We start from the raw sequence: 25,282 nt of genomic DNA, 5'->3' as shown, positions 1-25,282 counted from the left end.
GCAAGCGGGATTGGGCGCAGACGCTAGTCGCGCTGTGTGTTTCCGCTACGTGCGTGCTCGAGAATGTCCCGCACGGCGGAGGGATTTCGAATGCAACGAAACCCATAGCGGCCGGTGTAGTCGGTATCGGGCGACCGGGTCGAAACACCGGACGCGAAATTCAGGTGGCCTGCGCCGCGGCCAATGTCGAGGATTTCGAATGTCGCGTCCATGTCCTCGAACGAGGTGCCCTTGACGGTCGGCTTGCCCCAGGCCGTGCGCAAAATCAGCGCCCGGCGATTGGTGATCACGCATAGCGTCTGCCAATCGTACAGCACCATCACCAGGGGTGCGGCGATCATCATGACGCCGGACAGCAGAAAGAACACCGCCGATTGATCGATCCAGCCTTTGGCGGTAGCGACGACGGCGAGCGTCAGCCATGGGAATCCGATCCACCACAGAAACCGCCACATCATCATGTCGGCGACAGCGTCGGGCTGGCCCTGCCAGAGCACGCGTTCGCCGCGTTGCAGTGCCTCGGCAAGCAGCCGCCGCAGCTTCGCGGAAAACAGCGTCGATCGAATTTCATCCATGCTCATGCCCGTTGGTCGCTTGCGGTACAAGGATGGTTCGGAACGCAACGTTGGATGGCGCGGTCGCCGGGGATGGCGTAATATGCGGCGTGGGGCGTCTGCTACCGGTGAAGGAGGGTCTCCCATGTATGCCGCCATTCGTCAGGGCAAGGCAAAGACCGGCATGGCCGAAGAACTGGCACGCAGGATCAAGGAAGGCGCCATCCCGATCATCAGTGATGTCGAAGGTTTCATGGCCTACTACGTGGTCTATGCGCCGGACGACACCGTGACCGCGATCAGCATCTTCAACAATTACGCAGGCGCCGAGGAGTCGAACCGGCGCGGGATCGCGTGGATCGAGCAGAACCTGACGCCTTTGCTCACCGGACCCGCGACGGCGGTTGCCGGACCGGTGATCGTCCATACGCTGGCCTAGGGCGTGAACCCATAAAGTTCGGGCGCGGACGTCCGCCTTGGTGCGCGGACTGAAGTCGGACACTGCAGCACTTCCGAAAAGTGCCCCAGAAGCGGACGTCGCCAGATCAAGCGATATTCGGGACGCGGCGCCTTTCTCTCAGCGCCGGCCGACACGGTTGACCGGACCGCCGCGATTGAGCGGTGTCCCGCGTCGTACTCCAACGCCAACGGCGCCGACGCCGGGAGTCACCACCGCCCGCGCGACCGGCCGCGGCCGCAGCACGACGCCGGGCCGTACGACGCAGCCGGCGGGATAGGCGACGTATTGGCAGTACACCACAGCGCTGGCTTGCTCCGTGCTTGCGGCCAGGAACCCGGTAACGAGTAGCCCTGATAACGCGATCGACAGCTTCATGTTCATCTCCTCAAGTTGGTAGGACAGGCTTCGTCTAGGATCGTTTTTCCTTGCTGGCGGCCGACAGTGTCACGACGCACCAGACCGCCAGTGCCGCGTGGGCCAGCACCACCGGCCACAAGGCGATGCCGGACATCCCCTGGTTGGCCCACGCCAGAACCAGGATCGCGACCACAGCCGCGTTGTAGAGCAGCATGGCCGCGATCAATCCTCGTGCGGCACGGCCGGCTGAATCTTGCCGCGCAAGCCAGCACGCTACACCGAGCGCAAGCAGCGCGACGCCGGCTACGCGGCTGACCGTGACGCCAGCAGCCGTGCCGGGCATTGCGCCCAGCAGTAATTCCACAAGCAAGGACGGCGCTGTCGCCAGCGCCAGGCCGGTCGCCGCCTCGGCCGCGCCCATCACTGAAAGGAGCGGCCTCGGCGTCCCATTCATTTTCGTGCCTTCGATACTGGCTGTTTGGTGTTGCCCGGTTGTTCAATCGGATCCGGCTCCGGCGCTTGCATAGGCCCCAATTCTGCTTTGGACTGCGCGACGGCCTGAACATGCGGTGCGAGCTTGAACGTGAGCTTGTTGATCTTGCCGGTGAACTTGAACGGGGGATCGTAGCGATATTGCAGCATCGCCACTCCCGTGCGGGTGTCCTGGCCGATGTCGAAGCTTTCATCCTCAGGGAACGTGACCGGTATGCTGTGCTCCATGGACTTCCGGTCCACTTCCTTGCCGTCCACGGAGAGCACACCGGTTCCTCCCTTGCCCAACTCCGGACTATCCGACTTGAAGTCGAAGACGATGGTGTGCTTGCCGGCGCTCAACTCCGGTCCCGACCATACCGTGCGCTTGAGGTTAAGCAGGTTGTAGATGAACACCGGTTTGCCCGATCGAATGCCCGCCACACCTTTGCTCAGGAACAGACCGTAGCCGCCGAAGCGCCCGCCTTCGGTGACGATCATGCCTTCCGCACCGCCTTGGGGAATATCGACATCGGCCGTGATGGTGTAGGATTTGTTGAGAATATTCGGCGAAGCGCTGGGGGGGACGCCGGTCAGTTCACCCGCATAGGTGAAGATCGTTCGCCCGGCCGTGAGGTTCGGGCGCGGCGTATTCCAGCGCAGCAGCGTCGAATTATCGAGCGGCAGCACGTTGTACTTCTTCGCTTCCGCATCGAACACCGCCTGCAACTCCTTGACCTTGTCCGGCATCTGCGTGGCGAGGTCGTTGAACTGGGTTGGGTCCTCCTTGACGTTGTAAAGCTCCCACTTGTAGGCGCTGACATCCGGCGGCGGGGCGGTACTGAGCACCCACGGCTGGGTCACCGGCGTCGTGGCCGCGACCCAATCGTCTTTGTAGATGGCGCGATTGCCGAGCATCTCGAAATACTGCGTCGTGTGCCGGGTCGCCGTGTCGGCGTTGGCCTTGTCCCATGAATACTTCAGGCTGATCCCCTCGATGGGACTTTGCTTGATGCCGTTGACCATTTCGGGTTGCGGGATGCCGGTCACCTCGAGGATGGTCGGGACGATGTCGATGACGTGGTGGAACTGGCGGCGGATGCCGCCCTTGTCGTTGATGTGGCCGGGCCAGGAGATGGCCATACCCTGCTTGGTCCCGCCGAAGTGCGACGGCACCTGTTTCACCCACTTGAACGGCGTGCTCATCGCCCACGCCCAAGGGGCTGCGAAGTGCGGGAACGTCTTGTCCGATCCCCAGAACGGGTACCAGAGGGACTGGGCTTTCACCGGCACAGGGATGCCGTTGAAGGTCGTGAACTCGTTCGGCGTGCCGTTGAGCATGCCTTCCGCGCTCGCGCCATTGTCGCCGCTGATGTAGATGATCAGCGTGTTGTCGGCCTGGCCGAGGTCTTCGACCGCCTGGATCACCCGGCCGATCTCATGGTCGGTGTAGGCGAGATAAGCTCCATAGATGTCGGCTTGCTTGATGAAGAGCTTCTTCTCCAGCGCACCGACGGAATCCCATTCCGGAAGTTCTTTCGGCCACGGCGTCAGCTTGGCGTAGTCGGGCATGATGCCGAGCCGCTTCTGGTTGGCGAAGATGGTTTCGCGCAGCTTGTTCCACCCTTCATCGAACAAGTGCATATCGCCGATCTTCTTGATCCACTCCGGCGTCGGATGATGCGGCGAATGCGTGCCGCCAGGCACGTAATAGACAAAGAACGGTTTCTCCGGCGCGAGCTCCTTGAGCTGCTTCATGTGCTGGATGGCCTCGTCGGCCATTGCCGTCGTCAGATTCCAGTCCGGATTGCCCTGGAATGGGTAGATGGCCGTCGTATTGCGGTATAGGTTGGGCTGCCACTGGCTGGCATCGCCGCCAACGAAGCCGTAAAAATATTCGAAGCCCATGCCGTTGGGCCATTGTTCGAACGGCCCGGCCTGGCTCGACTGGTAGGACGGCGTGTTGTGGTTCTTGCCGAACCAGGAGGTGGCGTACCCATTCGCCTTCAGGATCGTGCCGATGGTGCCTTTGTCAGCCGGGATGATCGAGTCGTAACCCGGGTAACCCGTCGATATTTCGCCCACCACCCCGGCGCCCACCGAGTGATGGTTGCGTCCCGTGATCAGCGCCGCCCGTGTCGGCGAGCAGAGCGCGGTGGAATGGAAATTGGTGTAACGCAGCCCCTGTGCGGCGATGCGGTCGAGGGCAGGGGTCGGAATCACGCCGCCGAACGTCCCCGGTGCACCGAAGCCGGCATCGTCGGTCATGATGAGCAAGACGTTGGGTGCGCCCTTCGGCGGCACCACGCGCGGCGCCCACCACGGTTTTGACTCCGATGCCTTCTCCTTGATCTCCCCGCCGAATGGGGACGGCGGCGGCGGAATTTGTTTTCCGTCGATGGTGGTGGTGGCGCCGGGCGTGCCCAGCTCTCCCGTCACCACTTGCGCGCTCGCGGGTCCGGAAAACGCGGTGAGACCCAGAAGGAGGACGACCACGCTGCTGGTTTGCAGGACATCACGACGAAAGCGCATGTGAAGTGCTCCTCTTCCCAGTTACGTCTTGGTCCTTGGCATGCGGACCTACTCGAAAGCGAAAATGCGCTTCCAATCCCTCTTCATGTCGACGACCGTCCATTTGTTGAGCGCGGCGGCGTCCAGCGCCCTGTCGAGCTTCCCGAAATGGGACTGGCGGTCATAGGCATATTCGCGATCCGCATCCGTGTGATGGACGATCAGGCCGAGGCGGACACCTCCGCTCAGCGTCGTCCATTGCAGCATTTCGAGGTCACCATCGGAATTGCCGAACGCGGCGATCGCGCGGCGGCCGATGTGCTCGTTGATCCCTACTGGCTTGCCTGGGCCATCGTCGATGAAGTTGACCTGCGGTAGGCGGAACAGCACCGGCGCGCTGTCGCGCATCTCGAACCTGGTCTTGATCGACGAGCCGACGACTTGTTCAGGGGGCACGCCATAGACCTTTTCGCTCCACGGACGCATGAACTCGATGCCGCCGCCCGAGACGATGAAGGTCTTGAAGCCGTTGGCGCGCAGATAGGCCAGCAACTCCAGCATCGGCTGGTAGACGATCTCGGTGTAGGGCCGCTTGAAACGCGGATGGCGCGCGGTTGCGAGCCAGTCGGAGACGATCTTTTCGAATTCTGCCGTCGTCATGCCGGCATGGGTCGCCATGCCGAGCTCCACCATCCCGCGTTCGCCGGATGCCGCCAACGCCCTCAGATCGCCCTCGAGCACCGCCTTGAACGGCTGGGTGTCCTTCCATTCCGGATGCAGCGGCACCATCGCCTTGACGCGGTCGAGGATGAAGGCGAGCTGGACGTACATCGGCTGCTCGCACCAAAGCGTGCCGTCATTGTCGAAGGCGGCGATACGCTGATCTACCGGCACGAAGTCCGGACCGCCTTGCGCGGTCACCCGGGCGACGAAATCCACAATGGATGCCTTGGCCGGACCGTCGTTCCATGAAGGCAAGGAATTCGTCTGCGCCCATCCGGACTGCGGGCGCAGCGGTCCCGCCAGGACCGCACTTGCAGCCAGGGTCGAGAGCAGCATCCGGCGGTTGAGCGTCAACATCGCGTTTCACTCCAGTGATGACGTGCCGCGAGGGCGTTCTCAAGAGGGCGGCTCTGACCGGTGCCCCAACCTAGGGGCACCAGCCTGATTGCCGCCTTCGCCTATTGATTGTGCGCTTGGGCAGCCTTCATCGCGACTTTGGTCTTCTCCTTCAGGTCGCCGACTTTCGCGGCAGCCGGGGGTATCCATCCATCGGCTGCGCGATGGCGTGCCAGCTACTTCGCGTCCTGCGCGGCGCGATTTGCATCGGCCAGCTTCTTCTCGTCCTCTGTCGTCAGTTTTGGTGGCTCCACAGCGATCGTCACCTTGTTGATCTTGCCTGTGAACTTGAACGGGACTTGATAGTCGCGGTCATCGATCGGCGTACCGGTCTTCGAGCCGACATCGAAGGTTTCGTCGACTGGCAAGATTAACGGCACGGTGCGTTCCATTTTCTGCGTCGCAACGACCTTGCCATCCACCGTCAACGTGCCGTTGCCGCTACGGCCGATGCCGCTCATGTTGTTGAAGGCAAGCGTAGCGAAGCCGAGACCGTCGTACTTGAAGTCAAACGCGATGGTATGCTTGCCGGGCGAAAGCGCTTGCTGGCCTTCCCAGCGGACACGGCCCATACCGAGCAGGTTCCAGGTGACCACGGGCTTGCCTTTCACAAGGTACATCCCATAACCGCCGAACCGCCCGCCTTGAGCAACGATTGACCCGTCGCCGCCGCCTTGGGGCACCTCGACATCCGCGGTGATGGTGTAGGACGTGTTGAGAAGTTGCGGCGCCACCGGGCCGGGCAGCCCGGTTATCGGCGTCGAGTAGGTAAACTCCTTCCGTCCCGCTGTTACCGAGGGACGCGCCGAAGCCAGCCGCGTCGCCGCCGAAGCATCCAGCGGCAGCACCTGGTACTTGGCGAACTCGCCGAACATCAGGTCCCTCATCTCCTGCACTTTGCGCGGATTGGCGGCGGCTACATCAGTGGTCTGCGACCAGTCCTTGCTCACGTCATACAGCTCGAATTTGAAGGCGCTGGCGGGGTCGTCGACCGCCTTGCCGGCCAGATCCCATGGTGCACGAATCGGAACCGCGCTCAGCATCCAGCCGTCGTTGTACAGACCCTGCACGCCCATCATCTCGAAGTATTGCGTGCGGTGCCGCGTCGGGGCATCGGCGTTCGCCTTGTCGAAGGTGTAGGCAAGACTGACGCCCTCGATCGGCTTTTGCGCGATGCCATCGACCATGACCGGTGCGGGAATGCCCGTTGCCTCCAGGATCGTCGGCACAACGTCGATCACGTGGTGGAATTGCCAGCGAACGCCGCCCTTGTCAGCGATACGCGCCGGCCAGGAGATCGCCATGCCGTTGCGCGTGCCGCCAAAGTACGACGGAATCTGCTTCGTCCACTTGAATGGCGTGTCAAATGCCCAGGCCCACGGAACCGCGTAGTGCGGGTATGTTTCGTTGCTTCCCCAGGCGTCGTAGAACTTCAGATTTTCGGCGACCGTCGGGTTGATGCCGTTAAACGGTACGAGTTCTGCGAACGTGCCGTTCACCGTTCCTTCCGCGCTCGCACCATTGTCGCCGCTGATGAAGATGATGAGCGTGTTATCGAGCTTGCCCATATCCTGCACCTTCTGGACCACGCGGCCGATTTCGTGGTCGGTGTACATCAGATACGCGGCGTAAACGTCGGCCTGGCGGATAAACAACTTCTTCTCGTCGGCCGACAGCACGTCCCATTTCTTCAGCAGGTCATCAGGCCAGGCCGTCAACTTGGTGTCCTGGGGCACCACGCCGAGCTTCTTCTGGTTTGCGAGGATCTGGTCGCGGAGCTCGTTGTAGCCTTTATCAAACAGGTGAAGATCGGTGGCCTTCTTGACCCATTCCGGCGTGGGATGATGCGGCGCATGCGTGCCACCCGGAACGTAGTACAGAAGGAACGGCATCGACGGATCGATCGAGTTCAATCTATCCACCCAACTGATGGCCTCATCGGCCATGGCGGTGATCAGGTTCCACTCCGGACGTCCCTCAAACGGCGCGATCAGCGTCGTATTGCGGTAGAGCATCGGCGTCCATTGGCTGCTGTCACCCCCCAAGAAGCCGTAGAAGTATTCGAATCCCATTCCGGTGGGCCATTGGTCGAACGGGCCGGCTTGGCTGGTCTGGTAGGTCGGCGTGTTGTGATCCTTTCCGAACCACGAGGTGCGGTAACCGTTCTCCAGCAAAATGCGGCCGATGGTGGCGGTGGTCTTCGGAAGGACGCTGTTGTAGCCGGGGAATCCGGTGGCCTGCTCCGAGATCACGCCAAACCCCGAGGAGTGGTGGTTGTGGCCGGTGATCAGGGCGGCGCGTGTCGGTGAGCACAGCGACGTGGTGTGGAAATTCGTGTAGCGCAGCCCGTTTGCCGCGATCCGATCCAGGGTCGGCGTCGGGATGACTCCGCCGAAGGTGGAGGGGGCGCTGAAGCCAACGTCGTCGGTCATGATCAAGAGGATGTTCGGCGCGTCCTTCGGCGGCACCACGCGCGCCGGCCAGGCCGCCTTCGATTGCAGGGCATTCAGGTTGATCTGGCCCTGGAATGGCGCCGGTGGGGGTGGCAGATAGCGACCATCGATCGTCGTGGTGGCTGCGGGCGAGCCGGGCACGCCGGTCGTCTGCTGTTGGGCGAAGGCCCCTACAGCCGTCGAGCTCAAGAACGCGGCCACCAGCATCGATGCGGCCAGCAACGAGCTGCCGCTCGCCAATGGATCGCTGCGGTTTAGTCCCGTGGAAGCGTCGCCATCGTCGCGCTTGTCGACCTTTTGGTCTTCACTCATGACATCTTCTCCTTCTTCCTGGTGACGCACCGAAATCCGACGTGGCTCGTGGACGTATCGATCGCCTCCGCATGGCGCGCGGCAGGCCGATAGCGGCGGCAATAATTCGGCGCACAGAGATGCGAGCCGCCTTTCAGGACTTTTCGCGGAATCAGGATTTGCGGCTGACGGGGATCGAAGCTTGCGTCCTCGCGGCCGCCGCGGGGATTTTCGGGAATGCAGCACGCCTTCGGGGCGTCCGCTTCATGCTTTTGCGAATACCAGTCGGACGTCCACTCCCAGACATTGCCGATCATGTCGTGGATGCCGTAGCCGTTCGGCGGAAAGGCCGTGACCGGCGAGGTGCGGTCGAATCCATCGTTGCGGAGATTTTGTGCGGGGAATTCGCCTTGCCAGGTGTTGGCATAATGCTGACCACCGGGGGTGAATTCGTCGCCCCAGGCGTATTCGGCCTCGTTCAATCCGCCGCGCGCGGCGAATTCCCATTCCGCCTCGGTCGGCAGGTCCTTGCCGGCCCAGCGCGCATAGGCCAGCGCATCGGAATAGGCGACGTGCACGACGGGATGATGATCGAGCACGTTGATATTGCTTTTGGGGCCATAGGGGTGCCGCCAGTCGGCGCCCTTCATGAACTGCCACCACTGGCTCCAGTCGCTCAGGTTGACGGCCCGCGCGGGCGGCGAGAACACCAGCGACCCCGCATAGAGCATGTGGGGCAGGGCGCCCGGATAGTCTTTCGGATCGGGCGGGATTTCGGCTGACGTGACATGGCCGGTCGCGCGTACGAATTCCTTGAATTGCCGGTTGGTGACCGGCGTACGGTCGATAAAGAATTCATCGACCGTCACGTGATGAGCCGGCGCTTCCTCCGGATAGTGCCGGTCCGATCCCATGCGGAATGTGCCGCCGGGAACGCGCAGCATGCCGTCAATCAAAGGATCGGAAGGGTCGCTTGCCGCGGAGCCGTGCATCGCCGTACGCCTCTCTAGCAACGCTACGTATTCGCAGAAGCGCCGTTACGTGAAAGGGACAGTTGATCGCCGTCAAAGGCCAATTTATCGAGTGTGGGCAAGGGAACGTTGATTTAAGTCAAGTTCGCTTCTTGAAGCCAAGGCAAGCACCCTTTTCTCGGATGCTTGGAGTCCTCAGCCTAATCGAGAAATCGTGGAGGATAAAGCCAACGGGCGCGCGAATGCGCGCCTGATGACAGGCTCCGCGCGCGACACGAAGGATGGTGGGCACGGCGAGCGCGCCTTTGCCCAGCCTACGAATTGGCAGCAGCAGAAACGGCGCCTGTTTCTAGATCGCTTCGCCGCGCGCCATCGCCGCTGCATTGCGGATCGCTGATATGTTGGTCTTGTAGGCCTCCACGGTGCCGCCCTTGAACACCGCGGAGCCCGCGACCAGCGCGTTGGCGCCGGCGGCGGCGAGTTCGCCCGCGACGTCAGGACCGACGCCGCCGTCGACCTCGATATCGATCGGACGGCCCGCGGTCATCGCCCTGATGTCGCGGACCTTGCCGAGCGCCGAGCGGATGAAGGCCTGGCCGCCGAAGCCGGGATTGACCGACATGACGAGCACGAGGTCGATCAGGTCGATGACGTATTCGATCGCGCTGACAGGCGTGCCCGGATTGAGCGAGACGCCGGCCTTCTTGCCGAGCGCGCGGATCGCCTGCAGCGAGCGGTGCAGATGCGGACCGGCCTCGGCGTGAACCGTGATCTGGTCGCAGCCCGCCTTGGCGAAGGCTTCGAGATAGGGATCGCAGGGGGCGATCATCAAATGCGCGTCGAAGATTTTCTTGGTATGCGGGCGCATCGCCTTGATGACGTCGGGCCCGTAGGAAATATTCGGCACGAAGTGCCCGTCCATCACGTCGAGATGGATCCAGTCGGCGCCGGCGGTGTCCACCGCGCGGACTTCCTCGCCCAGCCTGGAGAAATCCGAAGCCAGGATCGACGGGGCAATGATGAGCGGACGCGACGCAAATTGCTGGGACATGTGCGCTCCCGATGCACAAGGGACGGATTAGCCCCGCGTATCATGCAGCGCGGCCGGGGGCAATGCGGCTGCAATGACTCCGGCCAGGCGGAAAAATCTGCCGCGGCGGGCAGCTATTGCCGGGCAGGTTCCCACCTCTGCGGACCGGGCAGGATCAGGAAAACCGCTGATTTGTTGGGTTTCTCGCCGTGGCATGGCGCTTGCTGAGAAACCGGCATGAACGAGGGGCCGCGCTGAGCGGCGTTGTTGGGGTTCTGTCATGTTGCTTGCTCTTGGTGCCGCGTCATCGGCGATCGATGCCCTGCAGGCGCTTACTTCCTCGAAGTCGTCGTCCGCAAAAGCCACCGGAACTGCCAAGACAAGCCTGTTCGACTCTTTCGCGAGTGCCTCGGCCTCGACCGGCTCAAGCAGCAGCGCCGGAGGTAGCGGCGGCTCGCAGATCTCGCCGGCAACCATGAGCGCGCTGCTGGCTGCGCAAAGCCAGTCGTCGACCGGATCGACATCACAGGTGTCCTCGAGCCGCTCGGACTCGCTCAAGAGCCTGTTCTCGCAGATCGATGGCAATGGCGACGGCAAGATCACCAAATCGGAATTCAACGATGCGCTGGGCGCCGGCGGCACCAATTCGGATAATGCCGACAGCGTCTTCGGCAAGCTCGACAAGGACGGCGACGGCTCGGTCAGCCTCGGCGAACTGGCATCGGCGCTGAAGGGCGGCAAGGGCCGCCACCATCGCGCCGGCGGTTCCGGCGAGAACGGATCGAATTCCGATCCCCTGATGCAGGCGCTGCAGGGCGCATCCAGTACGTCCGTCACCAACAGCGACGGTTCGGTCACGACATCGCTGACCTATGCGGACGGTTCCAAGGTCACGATGACGTCGGCCGCATCGGCGAGCGCTTCGAGTGCCGCGACATCGTCGTATAATATCATCGAGAAGATGATCCAGCGTCAGGCACAGGCGATTTCAGCCTCGGCCACCGCATCGATCTCGCTCAGCGCCTAAACAAGAGACCCGGCGATGCTTCGGTAGTCGCGACCTAGCCGAAGCGATCCCCCCACGCCGGTAGCGCGCCCAGAAAGGGCAGCGCGGTCGCGCTATGCACGCCGCGTGCGATCGCGCGGGCCACGACATTGGCCGCAACCATCCCGAGTTCGGTGAGGCCGTGCCGCGGATCGACCGGCTTCCTGCCGGTCGCCGCCGCAAACACCACGTCGCCATCGGTCGGCGCATGCACCGGGTAGATCGCACGGGCCATGCCGGTTTGCGCGATCATCGCGAGGCGCTTGGCCTGCGCCTTCGTCAGCACCGCATCGGTGACGACGACGACCAGCGTGGTGTTTTCTCCGGAGATCGGTTCCGGGGCGCCCTTGAGCCGCGCCTTCAGCATGTCCTTTGTGAATGTCGGCGGCAGTCCGCGTCCGCCATATTCGCCGTCGATTTCGAACGGCGCCGCCCAGAACCACGGCCCGTCGCCGACCGTCACGCTGCCGACGGCGTTGACCACCGCAAGCGCCGCCACCATGACGCCATCTTCGGTTTGCGCGGAGGCCGAACCGAGGCCGCCCTTGAAATTGGCGGTGGTGGCGCCAAGCCCGGCGCCGACGCTGCCGAGCGCGAAATCGGTACCCGCCGCGCAGGCGGCGGCATAGCCGAGATCGCGATAGGGCGGGAAACGTCCCCACGCCTTGTTGCCGCCGTTGAGAAGATCGAAGCAGATCGCGCCGGGCACGATCGGGATAATCGCTTCACGGATCCGCAGGCCGCGCCCCTGTTCGGCGAGCCAGGCCTGCACGCCGCCCGCGGCATCCAGCCCAAGCGCGGAACCGCCGGAGAGCGTAATCGCGTCGACGGCCTCGACCGTGGCTTCGGGCTTGAGCAGGGCTTCATCGCGGGTGCCGGGGCCGCCGCCGCGCACATCGATCGACGCGGTCGCGGGGGTATCGAAAATGATCGCAGTCACGCCGGATGCGACGGAAGCGTCGTCGGCGTGGCCGACGCGAACGCCGGAAATGTCGGTGAGAAGGTTTTTCAAGATGCCGGTCCGTTCAAGTCCGCGCCGATTGCGGCCATCGATATCTGGTCATCCTCGCCGATATATCGGCCGTCAACAAGGCTTTAACTGCCAAGCGCCAATCTGAACATCCTGGCGAGTTCGGACTTGCGGTACGGCTTGGCGAGCAGCAGCACGCCGGAATCGAGGCGGCCGTGGTGAACGATGGCGTTCTCGGTATAGCCTGACGTGTACAGGGTCTTCAGCGAAGGGCGCCGTTTCAGCGCTTCGTCGACCAGCTGGCGGCCGTTCATCATGCCGGGCATGATGACGTCGGTGAAGAGCAAATGCAGCGTCGGGGCGGTATCGATGATCTGCAGGGCCTCGCTGGCATTGGCCGCCTCGAGCGTGGTGTAGCCGAGGCTTTCGATCTGCGTCACCACGTAACGGCGCACCAGCGAATCGTCTTCGACGACGAGAACGGTCTCGGTGCCGCCATCGACATTGGCTGATATCGCGGCTTCGGCGGCGGTCTGGTTCAATCCCGTGGCGCGCGGCAGGTACATCTTGACCGACGTGCCGTGGCCTTCCTCGCTGTAGATCTTGATATGGCCGCCCGACTGCTTGACGAAACCGAACACCATGCTGAGCCCGAGGCCGGTGCCCTTGCCGACTTCCTTGGTGGTGAAGAAGGGATCGAACACCCGCTCGATCAGCGCTGCGGGGATTCCGGTGCCGGTATCGCTCACCGCGACCATCACATAATGGCCGGGCACGACCTCGCTGTGCATGCCGGCGTAGTTCTCGTCCAGATAGATGTTGCCGGTCTCGAGCGCGAGCTTGCCGCCATTGGGCATGGCGTCGCGCGCGTTGAGCGCAAGGTTGAGCACCGCCGTCGATAGCTGGTTCGGATCGACCAGGGCCGTCCATGCATCCTCGGCCAGCAGCGGCGTGATCTCGACGTTCTCGCCGAGCGTCGGGTGCAGCAGTTTGGCGGCCTCCAGCACCAGCCCATTGACGTCGACCTCAACGGGCTGCAGCGGCTGCTTGCGGGCAAAGGCCAATAGATGCTTGGTCAGGTTGGCGCCGCGTTCGGCGGCTTCGTCGATCAATTTGGTAATGGCGACGAGTTCGGGCTTGTCGGCAACCGATTCCTCCAGGATTCCGATGGTCCCGGTGATCACGGTCAGGATGTTGTTGAAGTCGTGCGCGACGCCGCCGGTCAGCTGGCCGATCGCGTCCATCTTCTGGATGTGCCGCAACTGGGCTTCCGCCGCCTGCTTCTCGGTGAGGTCGCGGCCGATGAAGAAATGCCGTTTCACCGGTTCCGACCACGTGCCGGTCCAGTTCAAGGTGACGGACTGTCCGTCCTTGTGCACGTAGCGGGTCTCGAAGTTTCGCAGCTGGTTTCCGCGCCGCGCCGCGCGCATCTCGTTGCGCGTACTGTCGAGATCCTCGGGGTGGATGAAATGGATGGCGCTCCGGCCGATCATTTCGGCCGGATCGTAACCGAGGATGATCTTGGCGCTCGGACTGACCTGGATGAAATTTCCGCTGCTGTCGGTGACGAAGATCAGGTCGTGCGAGGTTTCGAAAATGCGTTGCCGTTCTTCGATCTCCTGGTTGAGCGCCTTTTGCGTTCGCTTGCTATCGGTAATGTCGCGCGCGATCTTCGATGCACCGACAATTTCGCCGGTAGCCGACCGGATCGGCGCGATGGTCAGCAAGACATCCACGGTTCGCCCGTCCTTGTGCGTACGCACCGTTTCGAAGTCTTCGATCCTCTCGCCACTGCGGACCTGTTGGAGGATGTTGCGAACCTCGGCGCGGCGGTCGGCCGGAACAATGAGGTCAACGTGCCGGCCCACGGCTTCGATCGAAACGAACCCGAACAGGCGCTCGGCGGCGCGGTTCCAGCCGGTGATGATGCCGTCAAGCGATTTGGTGATGATGGCGTCGCTGGAGGATTCGACGACCGCGCTGAAAAGACGTTCGCGCTCGGTGTGGAGGCTGCGCTCGGAAGCAGCCTGGCGGCGCAGCTTGTCGAGCAGCCGGGCCAACTGGGCTTGCAGGGCGACATTGTCGATCAGGAGCACTGCGAGGACGAAGCTGGCTGCACAAAGTCCGTAGATCCGGCCGGCGTAAAACCCGAGATCGAAGCGGGCCGCGTTGAGAATTCCGGACAGTGCGATGTCGTACATCCAGGCGCACATCACGACCATCAACCAGACGTCGAGCACGGAATGCGGTCGCCGGTGCCACAGGATCAGCAGCGCCGTGAAGCTGAGAAGCACTTCCGCCGACAGGGTACCGATCAGCGTGTAGGTGAAATGTCCGCCACGGATCATGACAGGCAGCAGGTCATGCCTGGCGGTGACGAACCAGGCGGCAAAGGATATGGCAGCCGCGACCGCGATGATGCTGCCCAGGATCGCCCGTACCTCGGATCCCGGGATCTTCGGGCCGCCGTCCTTGTCTTTCAGGAACGCATAGCCGAGCACGACAACCGGAAATCCGATGTGCCAGATCTGGTAAAGCCAGGCGGTTGTCTGCGGGCCTGCATTGAGCAGCCCGGTCGGAGCAAAGACACCTGGAAAGGTCAGGGCGTGAACGATCGCCGCGACCGCGGTGAACAAATATCCGCTCGCGAGCAGCAGCAGCGCCCGCGATCGCAAGATCGCGAACTGCGAGAACAGCAGGATCGCGGTGATGAGATCGTTGATCGCGAGCGCGGATTGATAACTTGGAATGAAGGCCGGAACGGGGGCTAGCGGCACCCTGGCGTAAACTGCGGCGAGGACGAACAGGACCGTCGAGACGCCGACCACTGCCAGCGCGGCCCTGCGGTCGCGGCTGGTTGCCGGCAGGGTCGATAGAAAGATGTTGCGTTCATCAGCCGTCTGCATCGTTGTCCCTGGCAAACTGGCATCGAACGCGTCACCGGGCCAGCACCAAATGGGCGAACTTTAACCTATCCACCGAAGGGGGCATCTAGCCGATAGGCGGATATCGATCCGGAGAACTAACAGACCTACAACAGGCAGGAGACGCGGAGCTGCTCAGGGGTCGAAATGGGCACGTCAAGTCTACAATGAGGTCGGGCCGGATGGAATCAACCCAGGGTTACATACTACCCATTCAATTCATGGCCGGAAAGACAGGTCCCGGGTAACCGGCCCTTTACCCAAACGCTGAATATTCCACGTGGCATTGCGCCTTCGTCGGGTACTTTTATCATAGGCTATCTGCACGGCCGTTCGGGAATTTTCTTCATGCCGCGTGTTCTTGTGATCGACGACCAGTCCGACGTGCGCACGATGATCTCGATCGTGCTGCGGATCAACCAATTCGAAATCGTCGAGGCCGCCACCGCCGAAGCGGGATTGACCGCATTCGAAGTTGCCGATTTCGACCTCGCGATCGTCGATATCTTCCTGCAGGGATCGAACGGCTCCGATGTTATCGCGACGATGCGCGAACGGATGCCCGACCTGCCTGTTGTCGCGATATCCGGCATGACGGCGCTCGACTTCCTGTCCAAATCACCTGAACTGGCTGACGTGGTCTGCCTGCAAAAGCCGTTTCGTCCGACCGACCTGATCCGCGCGATCGACGCGGCCCGGGAAGCGATGCGGCCATCGGCCGGCGCCGTTGCCGGGGCGGCCGCGCGGTAGTCCGCCTTTCAGCCGTCACGGCCGGGCCGACTGTCCAACGCGCCGGCTGCCGGCTTCACCCGCCACGGTTTCCCGAGGCGGAACCGGATCGGGCGCGGTCTGGCGCGCCAGCGGGACCAGGAGCCGGCAAACGAGACCTTCGGGGCGCCAATCGAATTCGGCCTTTCCGCCGAGTTGCGACTCAATGCTGGCGATGACGCTCCGTGTGCCAAATCCCCTTGATATCGGCTTTTCGACCACAGGCCCGCCGGTCTCCATCCAGACGAGTTCGAGAAGGCCCGACTCGAGCTCCCACTTCACCGATAGCCGTCCCGTCAATGCCGACAGGGCGCCATACTTGGCCGAATTGGTGACGAGCTCGTGCAGCGCCAAGGCCACCGTCTGCGCGGTCGCCGGTTGCAGCTGCACCTCGGCGCCGCGCAATGCGATCTGATCGCCCATCGAATATGGCGCCAGCTCTTCGTCGATCAGCTTGCCTATTTCAGCGCCCTGCCAGCTCGACAGCGAAAGCACGGTGTGCACCCGCGCGAGCGCGGTGATGCGTCCTTCGACCGAGCGGATGTAGCTCTTGACGTTTTCGCCGCGCGTCAGCCGAACGATCGATTGCGCCAGCGCCAGCGCGTTCTTGGCGCGGTGATCGACTTCGCGGGCGAGCAGGTTTTGGCGTTCTTCGGCCTGTTTGCGTTCGGTGATGTCGACCGTCACGCCGCTGACGCGGATGACGCGGCCGTCCCTGTCGGTGCTCGCCGCGGCCGTCCCCGCGCACCAGCGCACTTCGCCATCGGGGCGGATGATGCGAAATTCCGCTTCGTATGATTTCTCTCCTCGGGCGAAGCTCGCCCACGCATCGTGCAGTTCCGGGACGTCGTCCGGATGGATCAGGGCCTGAATATTGGCTGGCGTCAGCTCAATGCTGCCGGGATCGACGCCGAGAATTTGATACTGGCCCTCGTCCCACATCCAGTCGCCATTGACCCAGTCCCAGTCCCACGACCCCATCTTTCCCGCGGCGATCGCCAGACTCCGGCGCTGCTCGCTTTCCAAGAGCCGCGCATGGGATTCTTCCAGTTCGGCGGTGCGGGCGCGAACCCTGTCCTCGAGCTCGCCATTGAGCCGCTCCAGCTGACGGGTCTTGCGATAGAGTTCGGCGAACACCTTGATCTTGGCGCGCAACACTTCAGGCACCACCGGCACCGGAACGTAGTCGACCGCGCCCATCTCGTAGCCGCGCAGCCGGTCCAGATCGCTGACCTGGATCGCCGAGATGAAGATCATCGCCGTCTTCTGGAAACGGGGGTGTTCGCGGATCATCGCGGCGAGCTCGAAACCGTCCAGTTCCGGCATGCAAACGTCGACCAGGATGATGGCGACGTCGTTCTTCAGCAGGAACTCGAGCGCCTCGCGCCCCGAGGCCGCCGAGACCAGGTTCTCTCCAAGCTCCTTCAGTATGACCTCATAGGCGAGCAGCTTTGCCGGCTGATCGTCCACCAGAAGTATGTTTACTTTCTCTTGGTCCATCATCTGCGCGCCGATCAACGGTGGAGCCACATACGGATGGCAAGGAGCAACTGCTCGGTGTTGACTGGTTTTGCCAGATAGTCCGAGGCTCCGGCCTCGAGGCACTTCTCGCGGTCGCCCTTCATCGCTTTGGCGGTCAGTGCGATGATGGGCAGGCGGCCAAACGACGGGTTTTGCCTGATCACCCCGATGGTCTGGTAGCCGTCCATCTGCGGCATCATGATATCCATCAGCACGATCGCTATCTTGGGATTGGATTCGACCAGCGCAATGGCCTCGTGGCCGGTGGTCGCCGTCAGCACCTTCATGCCGCGCCGTTCCAGCACGCTCGACAGCGCGAAGATGTTGCGGGCGTCGTCGTCCACCAGAAGCGCAGTCTTGCCAACGAGATCCTCATCGGAACTATTGAGTTTCTCCAGCATCCTCTGCTTTTCGACCGGCAATTCCGTGATCACACGGTGCAAAAACAGCGACGTTTCGTCGAGCAGCCGTTCCGGCGATTCCACGCCCTTGACCACGATGCTGCGGGCCATGGTGTGGAGTTCCGCGTCTTCCTCGGCGGAAAGTTCCCGCCCGGTGAACACGACTACCGGCACGTTCGACAGCGTCTCGTCGTTGCGGATCTGGTCGAGTACCTCGAAACCGCTCATGTCCGGCAACCGCAGGTCCAGCACGACGCAGTCGCAGGGGTTGTCGCGCAGGGTCGAGAGGGCGCCGGCGCCGGTATCCGTGGTGAGGATCTCGATATCCACGTGATCGAGCAGCGCCTTGATGCTCATCTGCTCGGCGGCGTTGTCTTCCACGATCAGGAGACGCTTGCGCCGCGGCTTGGCGTATTCCTTGATCTGGGACAGCGCGGCGCTGACGCCTTCGGTCGTGGTCGGCTTGTTAACGAACGAGAACGCGCCGCGTGCCAGCGCGTGCTGGCGGTCCTCGTCGAGCGTGATGATCTGCACCGGAATGTGCCGGGTCAGCGGATTGTGCTTGAGCTGGCTCAATACGGTCCAGCCCAGCATGTCCGGCAGGAACACGTCGAGCGACACCGCCGTGGGCTGGAACTGCTTGGCAAGTTCCAGCGCTTCGGCGCCGCGATTGGCGACCAGGACCTTGAAGCCCTTGTCGCGGGCGAGATCGATCAGCACCCGCGCGTAATGCGGATCGTCCTCGACGATCAGGAGGATGGTGTCGCCGGCCTCGAGGTTGAGCCGGTCATCCGGCAGCTGCTCGATCACCCGCTCCTGGGTCGCGGCAACCTGCAGCGCCGGGGCGGTCAGATAGGACGACGGGGCAGGGGTGCGCGGCGCGACGGTGGGCCCGGAATATTTCAGCGGCAGATACAGGATGAAAGTACTGCCCTTGCCCGGGGCGCTGCGCAGATGAATCTCGCCGCCGAGCAGGCTTGCAAGTTCGCGGCTGATGGCGAGGCCGAGGCCGGTGCCGCCATATTTTCGGCTGGTGCCGGCATCCGCCTGCTGGAACGCTTCGAAGATCAGCTTCTGCTTTTCCGGCGGAATGCCGATGCCGGTGTCGGTGACCTCGAAGGCCACGACGGCGGGGGCATGGTTCAGGATCGGGTGCTCCGCGCTCCATCCGCCGAGGGCTGCGGACACGGTCAGCCGCACGCCGCCTTCGGCGGTGAACTTGAACGCGTTCGACAGCAGGTTCTTCAGCACCTGCTGCAGGCGTTTGGAGTCGGTCACCATGCTGCGGGCGAGGTTTTCGTCGACGCTGATGTTGAACGAGAGCTGGCGGTTATCGGCTTCGTGCCTGAACGGCCGGCCGACGGTTTCCAAAAGGTTCGAAGTGAGGATTTCCTCGGCATCGACCGTCACCGTTCCGGATTCGATCTTCGACAGGTCGAGAATGTCGCTGATCAGATTGAGCAGGTCGGTGCCGGCGCCGTGGATGGTGCGGGCGAATTCGACCTGCTTGGCCGACAGATTGCCGTCGGGGTTTTCGGTGAGCTGCTGGCCGAGGATCAGGATGCTGTTGAGCGGCGTGCGCAACTCGTGCGACATGTTGGCGAGGAACTCGGACTTGTACTTCGACGTCAGCGAAAGCTCGGTCGCCTTCTCCTCGAGCGCGCGCCGCGCCTGTTCGATTTCCTGGTTCTTTCTTTCCACCTCGACGTTGCGTTCGGCGAGCTGCTGGGCCTTCTGCTCGAGCTGTTCGTTGGTCTGCTGCAGTTCCTTCTGCTGGGTCTGCAATTCGCCAGCGAGCTGCTGCGACTGCTTCAGCAGGCCTTCGGTCTGCATCGTCGCCTCGATCGAGTTGAGCACGATGCCGATGGAGTCGGTGAGCTGTTCGAGGAAGGTCATCTGCGACGTGGTGAACGAGCTGATCGAGCCGAGCTCGATGACGGCCTTCACCTGGCTTTCGAACAGCACCGGTAGCACGACGAGATTTCGCGGGACGACGCGAAGAAGGGCGGAGTTGATTGGGGTCGCATCCGCCGGAATGTCGGAAAGGATGCGCTGGCGCTTGTCCATCGCAGCTTGCCCGACCAGCCCTTCGCCGAACTGGACGACCTCCTTGTGCGGGCTGGCGCCGTCGCCGGCATAGGCCGAGAGCAGGCGAAGCTGCGGATTCTCCTCGTTCTCGATCTGGTAGATGACGCCCATATGGGCATTCACCAGCGGCGTCAGCTCGGTCAGCAGCAGCCGGCCGACGGTTGTGAGATCGCGCTGGCCCTGCAGCATGTTGGTGAACTTGGCGAGGTTGGTCTTCAGCCAGTCCTGTTCCGAGTTCACGTCCGTGGTCAGGCGGAGAGTGCCGATCATGGTGTTGATGTTGTCTTTGAGTTCGGCGAGTTCGCCGCGTGCGTCGACCTGGATCGAGCGGGTGAGGTCGCCTTTTGTCACCGCGGTCGCGACCTCGGCAATGGCGCGCACCTGCGAGGTCAGATTGGCGGCGAGCAGGTTGACGTTGCCGGTAAGGTCCTTCCAGGTGCCGGCAGCGCCGGGCACGTTGGCTTGACCGCCGAGCCTTCCTTCGACACCGACTTCGCGCGCCACGGAGGTGACCTGATCGGCGAAGGTCGCCAGTGTCTCGGTCATGTTGTTGATGGTATCGGCGAGAGCGGCGACTTCGCCCTTCGATTTCACCGTCAGGTCCTGCTTCAAATCGCCGTTGGCGACCGCGGTCACCACCTTGACGATGCCGCGCACCTGTTCGGTGAGGTTTGCGGCCATGAAGTTGACGGTGTCGGTGAGGTCCTTCCAGGTGCCGGCGACGCCGGGCACCTGCGCCTGGCCGCCGAGCTTACCCTCGGTGCCGACCTCGCGCGCGACGCGCGTGACTTCGCCGGCGAAGGCGTTCAGCTGATCGACCATCGTGTTGATGGTGTTCTTCAATTCGAGGATTTCGCCCTTCACGTCGACGGTGATCTTGCGCGACAAGTCGCCGCGCGCCACCGCCGTGGTGACCTCGGCGATGTTGCGGACTTGCGTCGTCAGGTTGGCTGCCAGCAGGTTGACGTTGTCGGTCAGGTCCTTGAACGTTCCGCCGACGCCGGGCACCACGGCCTGGCCGCCGAGCCGTCCCTCGGTGCCGACTTCGCGCGCGACGCGCGTCACTTCGGCCGCGAACGAGCGCAGCTGTTCGACCATCGTGTTCAAGGTGTCCTTGAGCAGCAGGATTTCGCCGCGCACGTCCACCGTGATCTTCTTGGACAGGTCGCCGCCGGCGATCGCGGTCGCGACCTCGGCGATGTTGCGGACCTGCGCCGTCAGGTTGGACGCCATGAAGTTGACGTTGTCGGTGAGGTCCTTCCAGGTGCCGGCGACTTCAGGCACCTGCGCCTGGCCGCCGAGCTTGCCTTCGGTGCCGACTTCGCGCGCGACGCGCGTCACTTCGGAGGCGAAGGCGTTGAGCTGGTCGACCATCGTGTTGACGGTGTTCTTCAGCTCGAGAATCTCGCCCTTGACGTCCACGGTGATCTTCTTGGACAGGTCGCCCTTCGCCACCGCCGTGGTCACTTCGGCGATGTTGCGGACCTGGCCGGTGAGGTTGCCGGCCATCGAGTTGACGTTGTCGGTAAGATCCTTCCAGGTGCCGGCGACGCCGGGCACGTTGGCCTGGCCGCCGAGCCGGCCTTCGGTGCCGACCTCGCGCGCCACGCGGGTCACTTCGCCTGCGAAACGGTTGAGCTGGTCGACCATCGTGTTGAGCGTTTCCTTGAGCTGCAGGATCTCGCCGCGCACGTCCACGGTGATCTTGCGCGACAGGTCGCCGCCGGCGATGGCGGTCGCCACCTCGGCGATGTTGCGGACCTGCGCGGTCAGATTGCCGGCCATCGAGTTGACGCTGTCGGTCAAGTCCTTCCAGGTGCCGGCGACGCCGGGCACTTCGGCCTGGCCGCCGAGCTTGCCGTCGGTGCCGACCTCGCGCGCGACGCGGGTCACTTCGCCGGCAAAGGCGTTGAGCTGGTCGACCATCGTGTTGAGCGTTTCCTTCAGCTGAAGGATTTCGCCCGACACGTTCACCGTGATCTTCTTCGACAAGTCGCCCTTGGCGACGGCGGTGGCGACTTCGGCGATGTTTCGTACCTGGCCGGTGAGGTTGCTGGCCATCGAGTTGACGCTGTCGGTCAAATCCTTCCAGGTGCCGGCGACGCCGCGCACCAGCGCCTGGCCGCCGAGCTTGCCTTCGGTGCCGACCTCGCGCGCGACGCGCGTCACTTCGCCGGCAAACGCGTTGAGCTGGTCGACCATCGTGTTGACGGTGTCTTTCAGCTCCAGAATTTCACCGCGCACGTCCACCGTGATCTTCTTCGACAAGTCGCCATTGGCGACCGCCGTCGTCACTTCGGCGATGTTGCGGACCTGCGCCGTCAGGTTGCTCGCCATCGAGTTGACGCTCTCGGTGAGATCCTTCCAGGTGCCGGCGACGCCGAGCACGTTGGCCTGGCCGCCGAGCCGCCCGTCGGTACCGACTTCGCGCGCGACGCGCGTCACTTCGCCGGCAAACGCATTGAGCTGGTCGACCATCGTATTGAGGGTTTCCTTCAGCTGAAGGATTTCACCGGATACGTTGACGGTGATCTTCTTGGAAAGGTCGCCGCCCGCGATCGCGGTCGCGACGTCGGCAATGTTGCGGACCTGCGCGGTCAGGTTGGAGGCCATGAAGTTGACGTTGTCGGTGAGGTCCTTCCAGGTGCCGGCGACGCCGGGTACCTGGGCCTGACCGCCCAATTTGCCTTCGGTGCCGACCTCGCGCGCGACGCGCGTCACTTCCGAGGCGAACGAGTTGAGCTGGTCCACCATCGTGTTGATGGTGTCTTTCAATTCCAGAATTTCGCCGCGGACGTCGACCGTGATCTTGCGCGAGAGGTCGCCGCGGGCGACGGCGGTGGTGACGTTGGCGATGTTGCGGACCTGCGCGGTGAGGTTGCCGCACATCGCGTTGACTGAGTCGGTGAGATCCTTCCAGGTGCCGGCGACGCCGGGCACGATCGCCTGGCCGCCGAGCTTGCCGTCGGTGCCGACTTCGCGGGCCACGCGTGTCACTTCGGAAGCGAACGAACGCAGCTGATCCACCATCGTATTGATGGCTTCCTTCAGCTGCAGGATCTCTCCGCGGACGTCGACCGTGATCTTTTTCGACAAGTCGCCATTGGCGACCGCGATGGTGACTTCGGCGATGTTGCGGACCTGGCCGGTGAGGTTGTTGGCCATGGAGTTGACGCTCTCGGTCAAATCCTTCCAGACGCCGGTCACTTCCGGCACCTGCGCCTGGCCGCCGAGCTTGCCCTCGGTGCCAACCTCGCGCGCCACGCGCGTCACTTCCGAGGTGAACACGGAAAGCTGCTTGATCATCGTGTTGACGATGTTGGCGGACTGCAAAAATTCGCCGCCCAGCGGGCGGCCATCGACATCGAGTTGCACGGTCTGCAGCAGGTCTCCCTGCGCCACCGCGGCGACCGCCCGGGTCACCTCGCGGGTCGGCCATAGCAGATCATCGATCAGGGTGTTGACCGACCCTTCCATGTCCGCCCAGGAGCCGCTCGAAAGATCGAATTTGACGCGCTGGCGGGTCTTGCCCTCGCGGCCGACGACCTGTCCGACCCGCTCCAGTTGCTGCGCCATGCGTTGATTGGCGGCGACGATCTCATTGAAAGTGTCGGCGATCTTGCCTTCGATGCCGAGATGATCGCCGGTCATCCGCACCGAAAAATCGCCGGAGCGCATCGCCTGCAGCGCGTGCAGCAGATCCTGCATCGGGTCGGGCGTGCCGTTGGCTTGCGCTTTGGCTTTGGAGACGCGGCGGACCGGAGAAGATGCTCCGGGGGAAAGATCACTCATGGTGTCTCCTCGAGGCGATGTCGCGCGAATCTGGCCGCTGGTATGCGATTTGCGCCATAAGACGTGCCGCCCGATCGGAGATCAAGGTGGAACAGCAGGTGATGCAGCAAAATCAATGACATGGAACCTAGCCCGAACTGTTTAAAACCGCTCAGATGCTTTTGGTTCCACAGCCCTTTGGAAAAAAGTTCCGTATCGCGAACGGCCGTTAACCTTTGGGGCTTCGGACTTCTTGATGGAACGCGCCGCAAACAAAAACGCCCCGGCGAAGCCGGGGCGTTCGTTGCTAACCAAGCTTGGGAGGGGTCTTAAGAACCCTTCGGATTGATCTCGGTGTAGTTGCCCTTGGCGTCCCACTTGTAGACGACGTAGTCGATCGCCTTGATGTCGCCCTTGGCATCGAAGCCCATCTTGCCGAGCACGGTATCCCACTCGCCGGCCTTGATGGCTTCCATCACCTTCTTCGGATCGGTCGAGCCGACCTTCGCTACTGCCTTCGTCCAGACCTGCATCGCGGCGTACGTGTAGAGGGTGTAGCCTTCGGGGTCGATGTTCTTGGCCTTGAACTTGGCGACGATCTCCTTGGCGGTCGCCTTGTTGCGTGGGTCGGGGCCGAAGGTGAACAGCGTGCCTTCAGCGGCGGGACCTGCGATCGAGGCGAACTCCTTGTCGTTCAAGGCGTCGCCCGCCATCAACACCGTCTTCAGGCCCTGGTCGCGCATCTGGCGCAGGATCAGGCCGGATTCCTGATGGTAACCGCCGACAAAGACCAGATCGATATTGTCGCGCTTCAGCCGCGACACGATCGCGTTAAAATCCTTGTCGCCCTTGTTGTAGGATTCGAACATCTTCTCGGTGACGCCGGCCTTGTTGAGCGCCTTCTTGGTTTCGTCGGCGAGGCCTTTGCCGTAGGTGGTCTTGTCGTTGAGGATGGCGACGTTCTTGCCCTTGTAGTTCTTGACGATGTAGTCGGCGGCGACCAGGCCCTGCTGATCGTCGCGGCCGCAGACGCGCGCCACGTTCCAGAGCTTACGCTCGGTGAACAGCGGGTTGGTCGAGGCCGGCGTAATCTGCAGCACGTTGCCGTCGGCATAGGCTTCCGACGCCGGGATCGAGGACGACGAACAGAAATGTCCGGCGACGAACGGGATCTTCGCGCTGGCGAACTTTTCCGCCACCGAGCGCGCCTGCTTGGGATCGCAGGCATCGTCGCCGACCTGCAGCGCCAGCTTCTTGCCGAGCACACCGCCGGCGGCGTTGATGTCGGCCACCGCCTGTTCGGCACCGTTCTTCATCTGCCGGCCGAACGCGGATTCGCCGCCCGTCATCGGGCCCGCCACTGCGATATTGATGTCCTGCGCCAGCGCGGTGGTCGAAAGCGCCAATGATGCGCCCAATGCCAGGCCGATGAGTTTCAATGATTTCATGAGGTATCCTCGCGGGTTGTTCGATTTTCGGGATGCACCCGGCGGGCCGGGCGCGAAAACCGCAGCCATTGTCGGCTGATTTTACCGCGAAGTCATCGGCAAATTTCGGGCAAGTCCACGGTCCGTTCG

16 protein-coding genes are annotated in these 25,282 nt (G+C 62.9%); 3 read left to right on the top strand and 13 right to left on the bottom strand.

Features of this window, described 5'->3' with window-relative positions; genetic code table 11:
• Positions 1-23: 23 nt before the first annotated feature.
• Positions 24-575: a hypothetical protein gene (locus tag ABIE49_RS06710; protein WP_192734138.1), complete on the bottom strand. Its 552-nt coding sequence runs from the start codon at positions 573-575 to the stop codon at positions 24-26.
• Between the two features lie 124 nt (positions 576-699).
• Here ABIE49_RS06710 and ABIE49_RS06705 point away from each other — a divergent pair, with 124 nt between their 5' ends.
• Positions 700-993: an antibiotic biosynthesis monooxygenase gene (locus ABIE49_RS06705; protein ID WP_192734137.1), complete on the top strand. Its 294-nt coding sequence runs from the start codon at positions 700-702 to the stop codon at positions 991-993.
• A gap of 138 nt (positions 994-1,131) precedes the next feature.
• Here the strand turns inward: ABIE49_RS06705 and ABIE49_RS06700 are convergent, their stop codons facing one another.
• The 7 genes from ABIE49_RS06700 to rpe all read right to left on the bottom strand — a co-directional run bounded on the left by ABIE49_RS06700 (position 1,132) and on the right by rpe (position 10,238).
• Complete coding sequence (locus ABIE49_RS06700) at positions 1,132-1,389, bottom strand: hypothetical protein (RefSeq protein WP_192734136.1); 258 nt, start codon at positions 1,387-1,389, stop codon at positions 1,132-1,134.
• 34 nt (positions 1,390-1,423) lie between these two features.
• Complete coding sequence (locus tag ABIE49_RS06695; RefSeq protein ID WP_192734135.1) at positions 1,424-1,825, bottom strand: hypothetical protein; 402 nt, start codon at positions 1,823-1,825, stop codon at positions 1,424-1,426.
• On the bottom strand, positions 1,822-4,374 hold the full coding sequence (locus tag ABIE49_RS06690; protein WP_192734134.1) for an arylsulfatase: 2,553 nt from the start codon (positions 4,372-4,374) through the stop codon (positions 1,822-1,824). Before ABIE49_RS06690 ends, ABIE49_RS06695 begins: the two co-directional genes overlap by 4 nt.
• Positions 4,375-4,422: 48 nt before the next feature.
• Entirely contained in the window at positions 4,423-5,433 is a 1,011-nt protein-coding gene (locus ABIE49_RS06685) for an HAD family hydrolase (RefSeq protein ID WP_192734133.1), read from the bottom strand.
• Between the two features lie 215 nt (positions 5,434-5,648).
• Entirely contained in the window at positions 5,649-8,132 is a 2,484-nt protein-coding gene (locus ABIE49_RS06680) for an arylsulfatase (protein ID WP_192734275.1), read from the bottom strand.
• A gap of 101 nt (positions 8,133-8,233) precedes the next feature.
• On the bottom strand, positions 8,234-9,160 hold the full coding sequence (locus tag ABIE49_RS06675) for a formylglycine-generating enzyme family protein (protein WP_192734132.1): 927 nt from the start codon (positions 9,158-9,160) through the stop codon (positions 8,234-8,236).
• Positions 9,161-9,536: 376 nt separating this feature from the next.
• Positions 9,537-10,238, bottom strand: a complete 702-nt coding sequence (gene rpe, locus ABIE49_RS06670) for a ribulose-phosphate 3-epimerase (protein ID WP_192734131.1) — start codon at positions 10,236-10,238, stop codon at positions 9,537-9,539.
• A 259-nt stretch (positions 10,239-10,497) separates the two neighbouring features.
• Here rpe and ABIE49_RS06665 point away from each other — a divergent pair, with 259 nt between their 5' ends.
• Entirely contained in the window at positions 10,498-11,244 is a 747-nt protein-coding gene (locus tag ABIE49_RS06665; RefSeq protein ID WP_192734130.1) for an EF-hand domain-containing protein, read from the top strand.
• Positions 11,245-11,278: 34 nt separating this feature from the next.
• Here ABIE49_RS06665 and ABIE49_RS06660 read toward each other — a convergent pair whose 3' ends face one another.
• Both ABIE49_RS06660 and ABIE49_RS06655 read right to left on the bottom strand, forming a co-directional pair.
• Positions 11,279-12,274, bottom strand: coding sequence for a P1 family peptidase (locus tag ABIE49_RS06660; RefSeq protein ID WP_192734129.1), 996 nt, complete (start codon positions 12,272-12,274; stop codon positions 11,279-11,281).
• Positions 12,275-12,357: 83 nt separating this feature from the next.
• Complete coding sequence (locus tag ABIE49_RS06655) at positions 12,358-15,138, bottom strand: PAS domain S-box protein (protein WP_192734128.1); 2,781 nt, start codon at positions 15,136-15,138, stop codon at positions 12,358-12,360.
• A gap of 366 nt (positions 15,139-15,504) precedes the next feature.
• Between ABIE49_RS06655 and ABIE49_RS06650 the strand changes: the two genes are divergently transcribed.
• Complete coding sequence (locus tag ABIE49_RS06650) at positions 15,505-15,906, top strand: response regulator (protein ID WP_192734127.1); 402 nt, start codon at positions 15,505-15,507, stop codon at positions 15,904-15,906.
• A 15-nt stretch (positions 15,907-15,921) separates the two neighbouring features.
• Here ABIE49_RS06650 and ABIE49_RS06645 read toward each other — a convergent pair whose 3' ends face one another.
• The 3 genes from ABIE49_RS06645 to ABIE49_RS06635 all read right to left on the bottom strand — a co-directional run bounded on the left by ABIE49_RS06645 (position 15,922) and on the right by ABIE49_RS06635 (position 25,153).
• Positions 15,922-17,424, bottom strand: a complete 1,503-nt coding sequence (locus ABIE49_RS06645) for an HWE histidine kinase domain-containing protein (protein ID WP_192734126.1) — start codon at positions 17,422-17,424, stop codon at positions 15,922-15,924.
• Between the two features lie 14 nt (positions 17,425-17,438).
• The gene (locus ABIE49_RS06640; RefSeq protein ID WP_354067411.1) at positions 17,439-23,642 is read right to left on the bottom strand and encodes a HAMP domain-containing protein; all 6,204 of its coding nucleotides are present in this window, start codon (positions 23,640-23,642) and stop codon (positions 17,439-17,441) included.
• A 392-nt stretch (positions 23,643-24,034) separates the two neighbouring features.
• Positions 24,035-25,153: a branched-chain amino acid ABC transporter substrate-binding protein gene (locus ABIE49_RS06635; RefSeq protein WP_192734124.1), complete on the bottom strand. Its 1,119-nt coding sequence runs from the start codon at positions 25,151-25,153 to the stop codon at positions 24,035-24,037.
• Positions 25,154-25,282: the final 129 nt, after the last annotated feature.

It is taken from the genome of Bradyrhizobium sp. OAE829, from assembly GCF_040546575.1.
Classification (GTDB): Bacteria; Pseudomonadota; Alphaproteobacteria; order Rhizobiales; family Xanthobacteraceae; genus Bradyrhizobium.
The sequence above is the reverse complement of the archived record's forward strand: the minus strand, read 5'-3'. Positions and strand labels throughout refer to the sequence as shown.

What these genes read in the sequence shown, in the direction of transcription:
- ABIE49_RS06665 (WP_192734130.1), top strand. Translation starts at nt 10,498, where the DNA reads ATGTTGCTTGCTCTTGGTGCCGCGTCATCGGCGATCGATGCCCTGCAG.
- ABIE49_RS06680 (WP_192734275.1), bottom strand. Translation starts at nt 8,132, where the DNA reads ATGCTGGTGGCCGCGTTCTTGAGCTCGACGGCTGTAGGGGCCTTCGCC.
- ABIE49_RS06705 (WP_192734137.1), top strand. Translation starts at nt 700, where the DNA reads ATGTATGCCGCCATTCGTCAGGGCAAGGCAAAGACCGGCATGGCCGAA.
- ABIE49_RS06655 (WP_192734128.1), bottom strand. Translation starts at nt 15,138, where the DNA reads ATGCAGACGGCTGATGAACGCAACATCTTTCTATCGACCCTGCCGGCA.
- ABIE49_RS06675 (WP_192734132.1), bottom strand. Translation starts at nt 9,160, where the DNA reads ATGCTGCGCGTTCCCGGCGGCACATTCCGCATGGGATCGGACCGGCAC.
- ABIE49_RS06685 (WP_192734133.1), bottom strand. Translation starts at nt 5,433, where the DNA reads ATGTTGACGCTCAACCGCCGGATGCTGCTCTCGACCCTGGCTGCAAGT.
- ABIE49_RS06690 (WP_192734134.1), bottom strand. Translation starts at nt 4,374, where the DNA reads ATGCGCTTTCGTCGTGATGTCCTGCAAACCAGCAGCGTGGTCGTCCTC.
- rpe (WP_192734131.1), bottom strand. Translation starts at nt 10,238, where the DNA reads ATGTCCCAGCAATTTGCGTCGCGTCCGCTCATCATTGCCCCGTCGATC.
- ABIE49_RS06645 (WP_192734126.1), bottom strand. Translation starts at nt 17,424, where the DNA reads ATGGACCAAGAGAAAGTAAACATACTTCTGGTGGACGATCAGCCGGCA.
- ABIE49_RS06695 (WP_192734135.1), bottom strand. Translation starts at nt 1,825, where the DNA reads ATGAATGGGACGCCGAGGCCGCTCCTTTCAGTGATGGGCGCGGCCGAG.
- ABIE49_RS06710 (WP_192734138.1), bottom strand. Translation starts at nt 575, where the DNA reads ATGGATGAAATTCGATCGACGCTGTTTTCCGCGAAGCTGCGGCGGCTG.
- ABIE49_RS06650 (WP_192734127.1), top strand. Translation starts at nt 15,505, where the DNA reads ATGCCGCGTGTTCTTGTGATCGACGACCAGTCCGACGTGCGCACGATG.
- ABIE49_RS06700 (WP_192734136.1), bottom strand. Translation starts at nt 1,389, where the DNA reads ATGAAGCTGTCGATCGCGTTATCAGGGCTACTCGTTACCGGGTTCCTG.
- ABIE49_RS06635 (WP_192734124.1), bottom strand. Translation starts at nt 25,153, where the DNA reads ATGAAATCATTGAAACTCATCGGCCTGGCATTGGGCGCATCATTGGCG.
- ABIE49_RS06640 (WP_354067411.1), bottom strand. Translation starts at nt 23,642, where the DNA reads ATGCAGGATCTGCTGCACGCGCTGCAGGCGATGCGCTCCGGCGATTTT.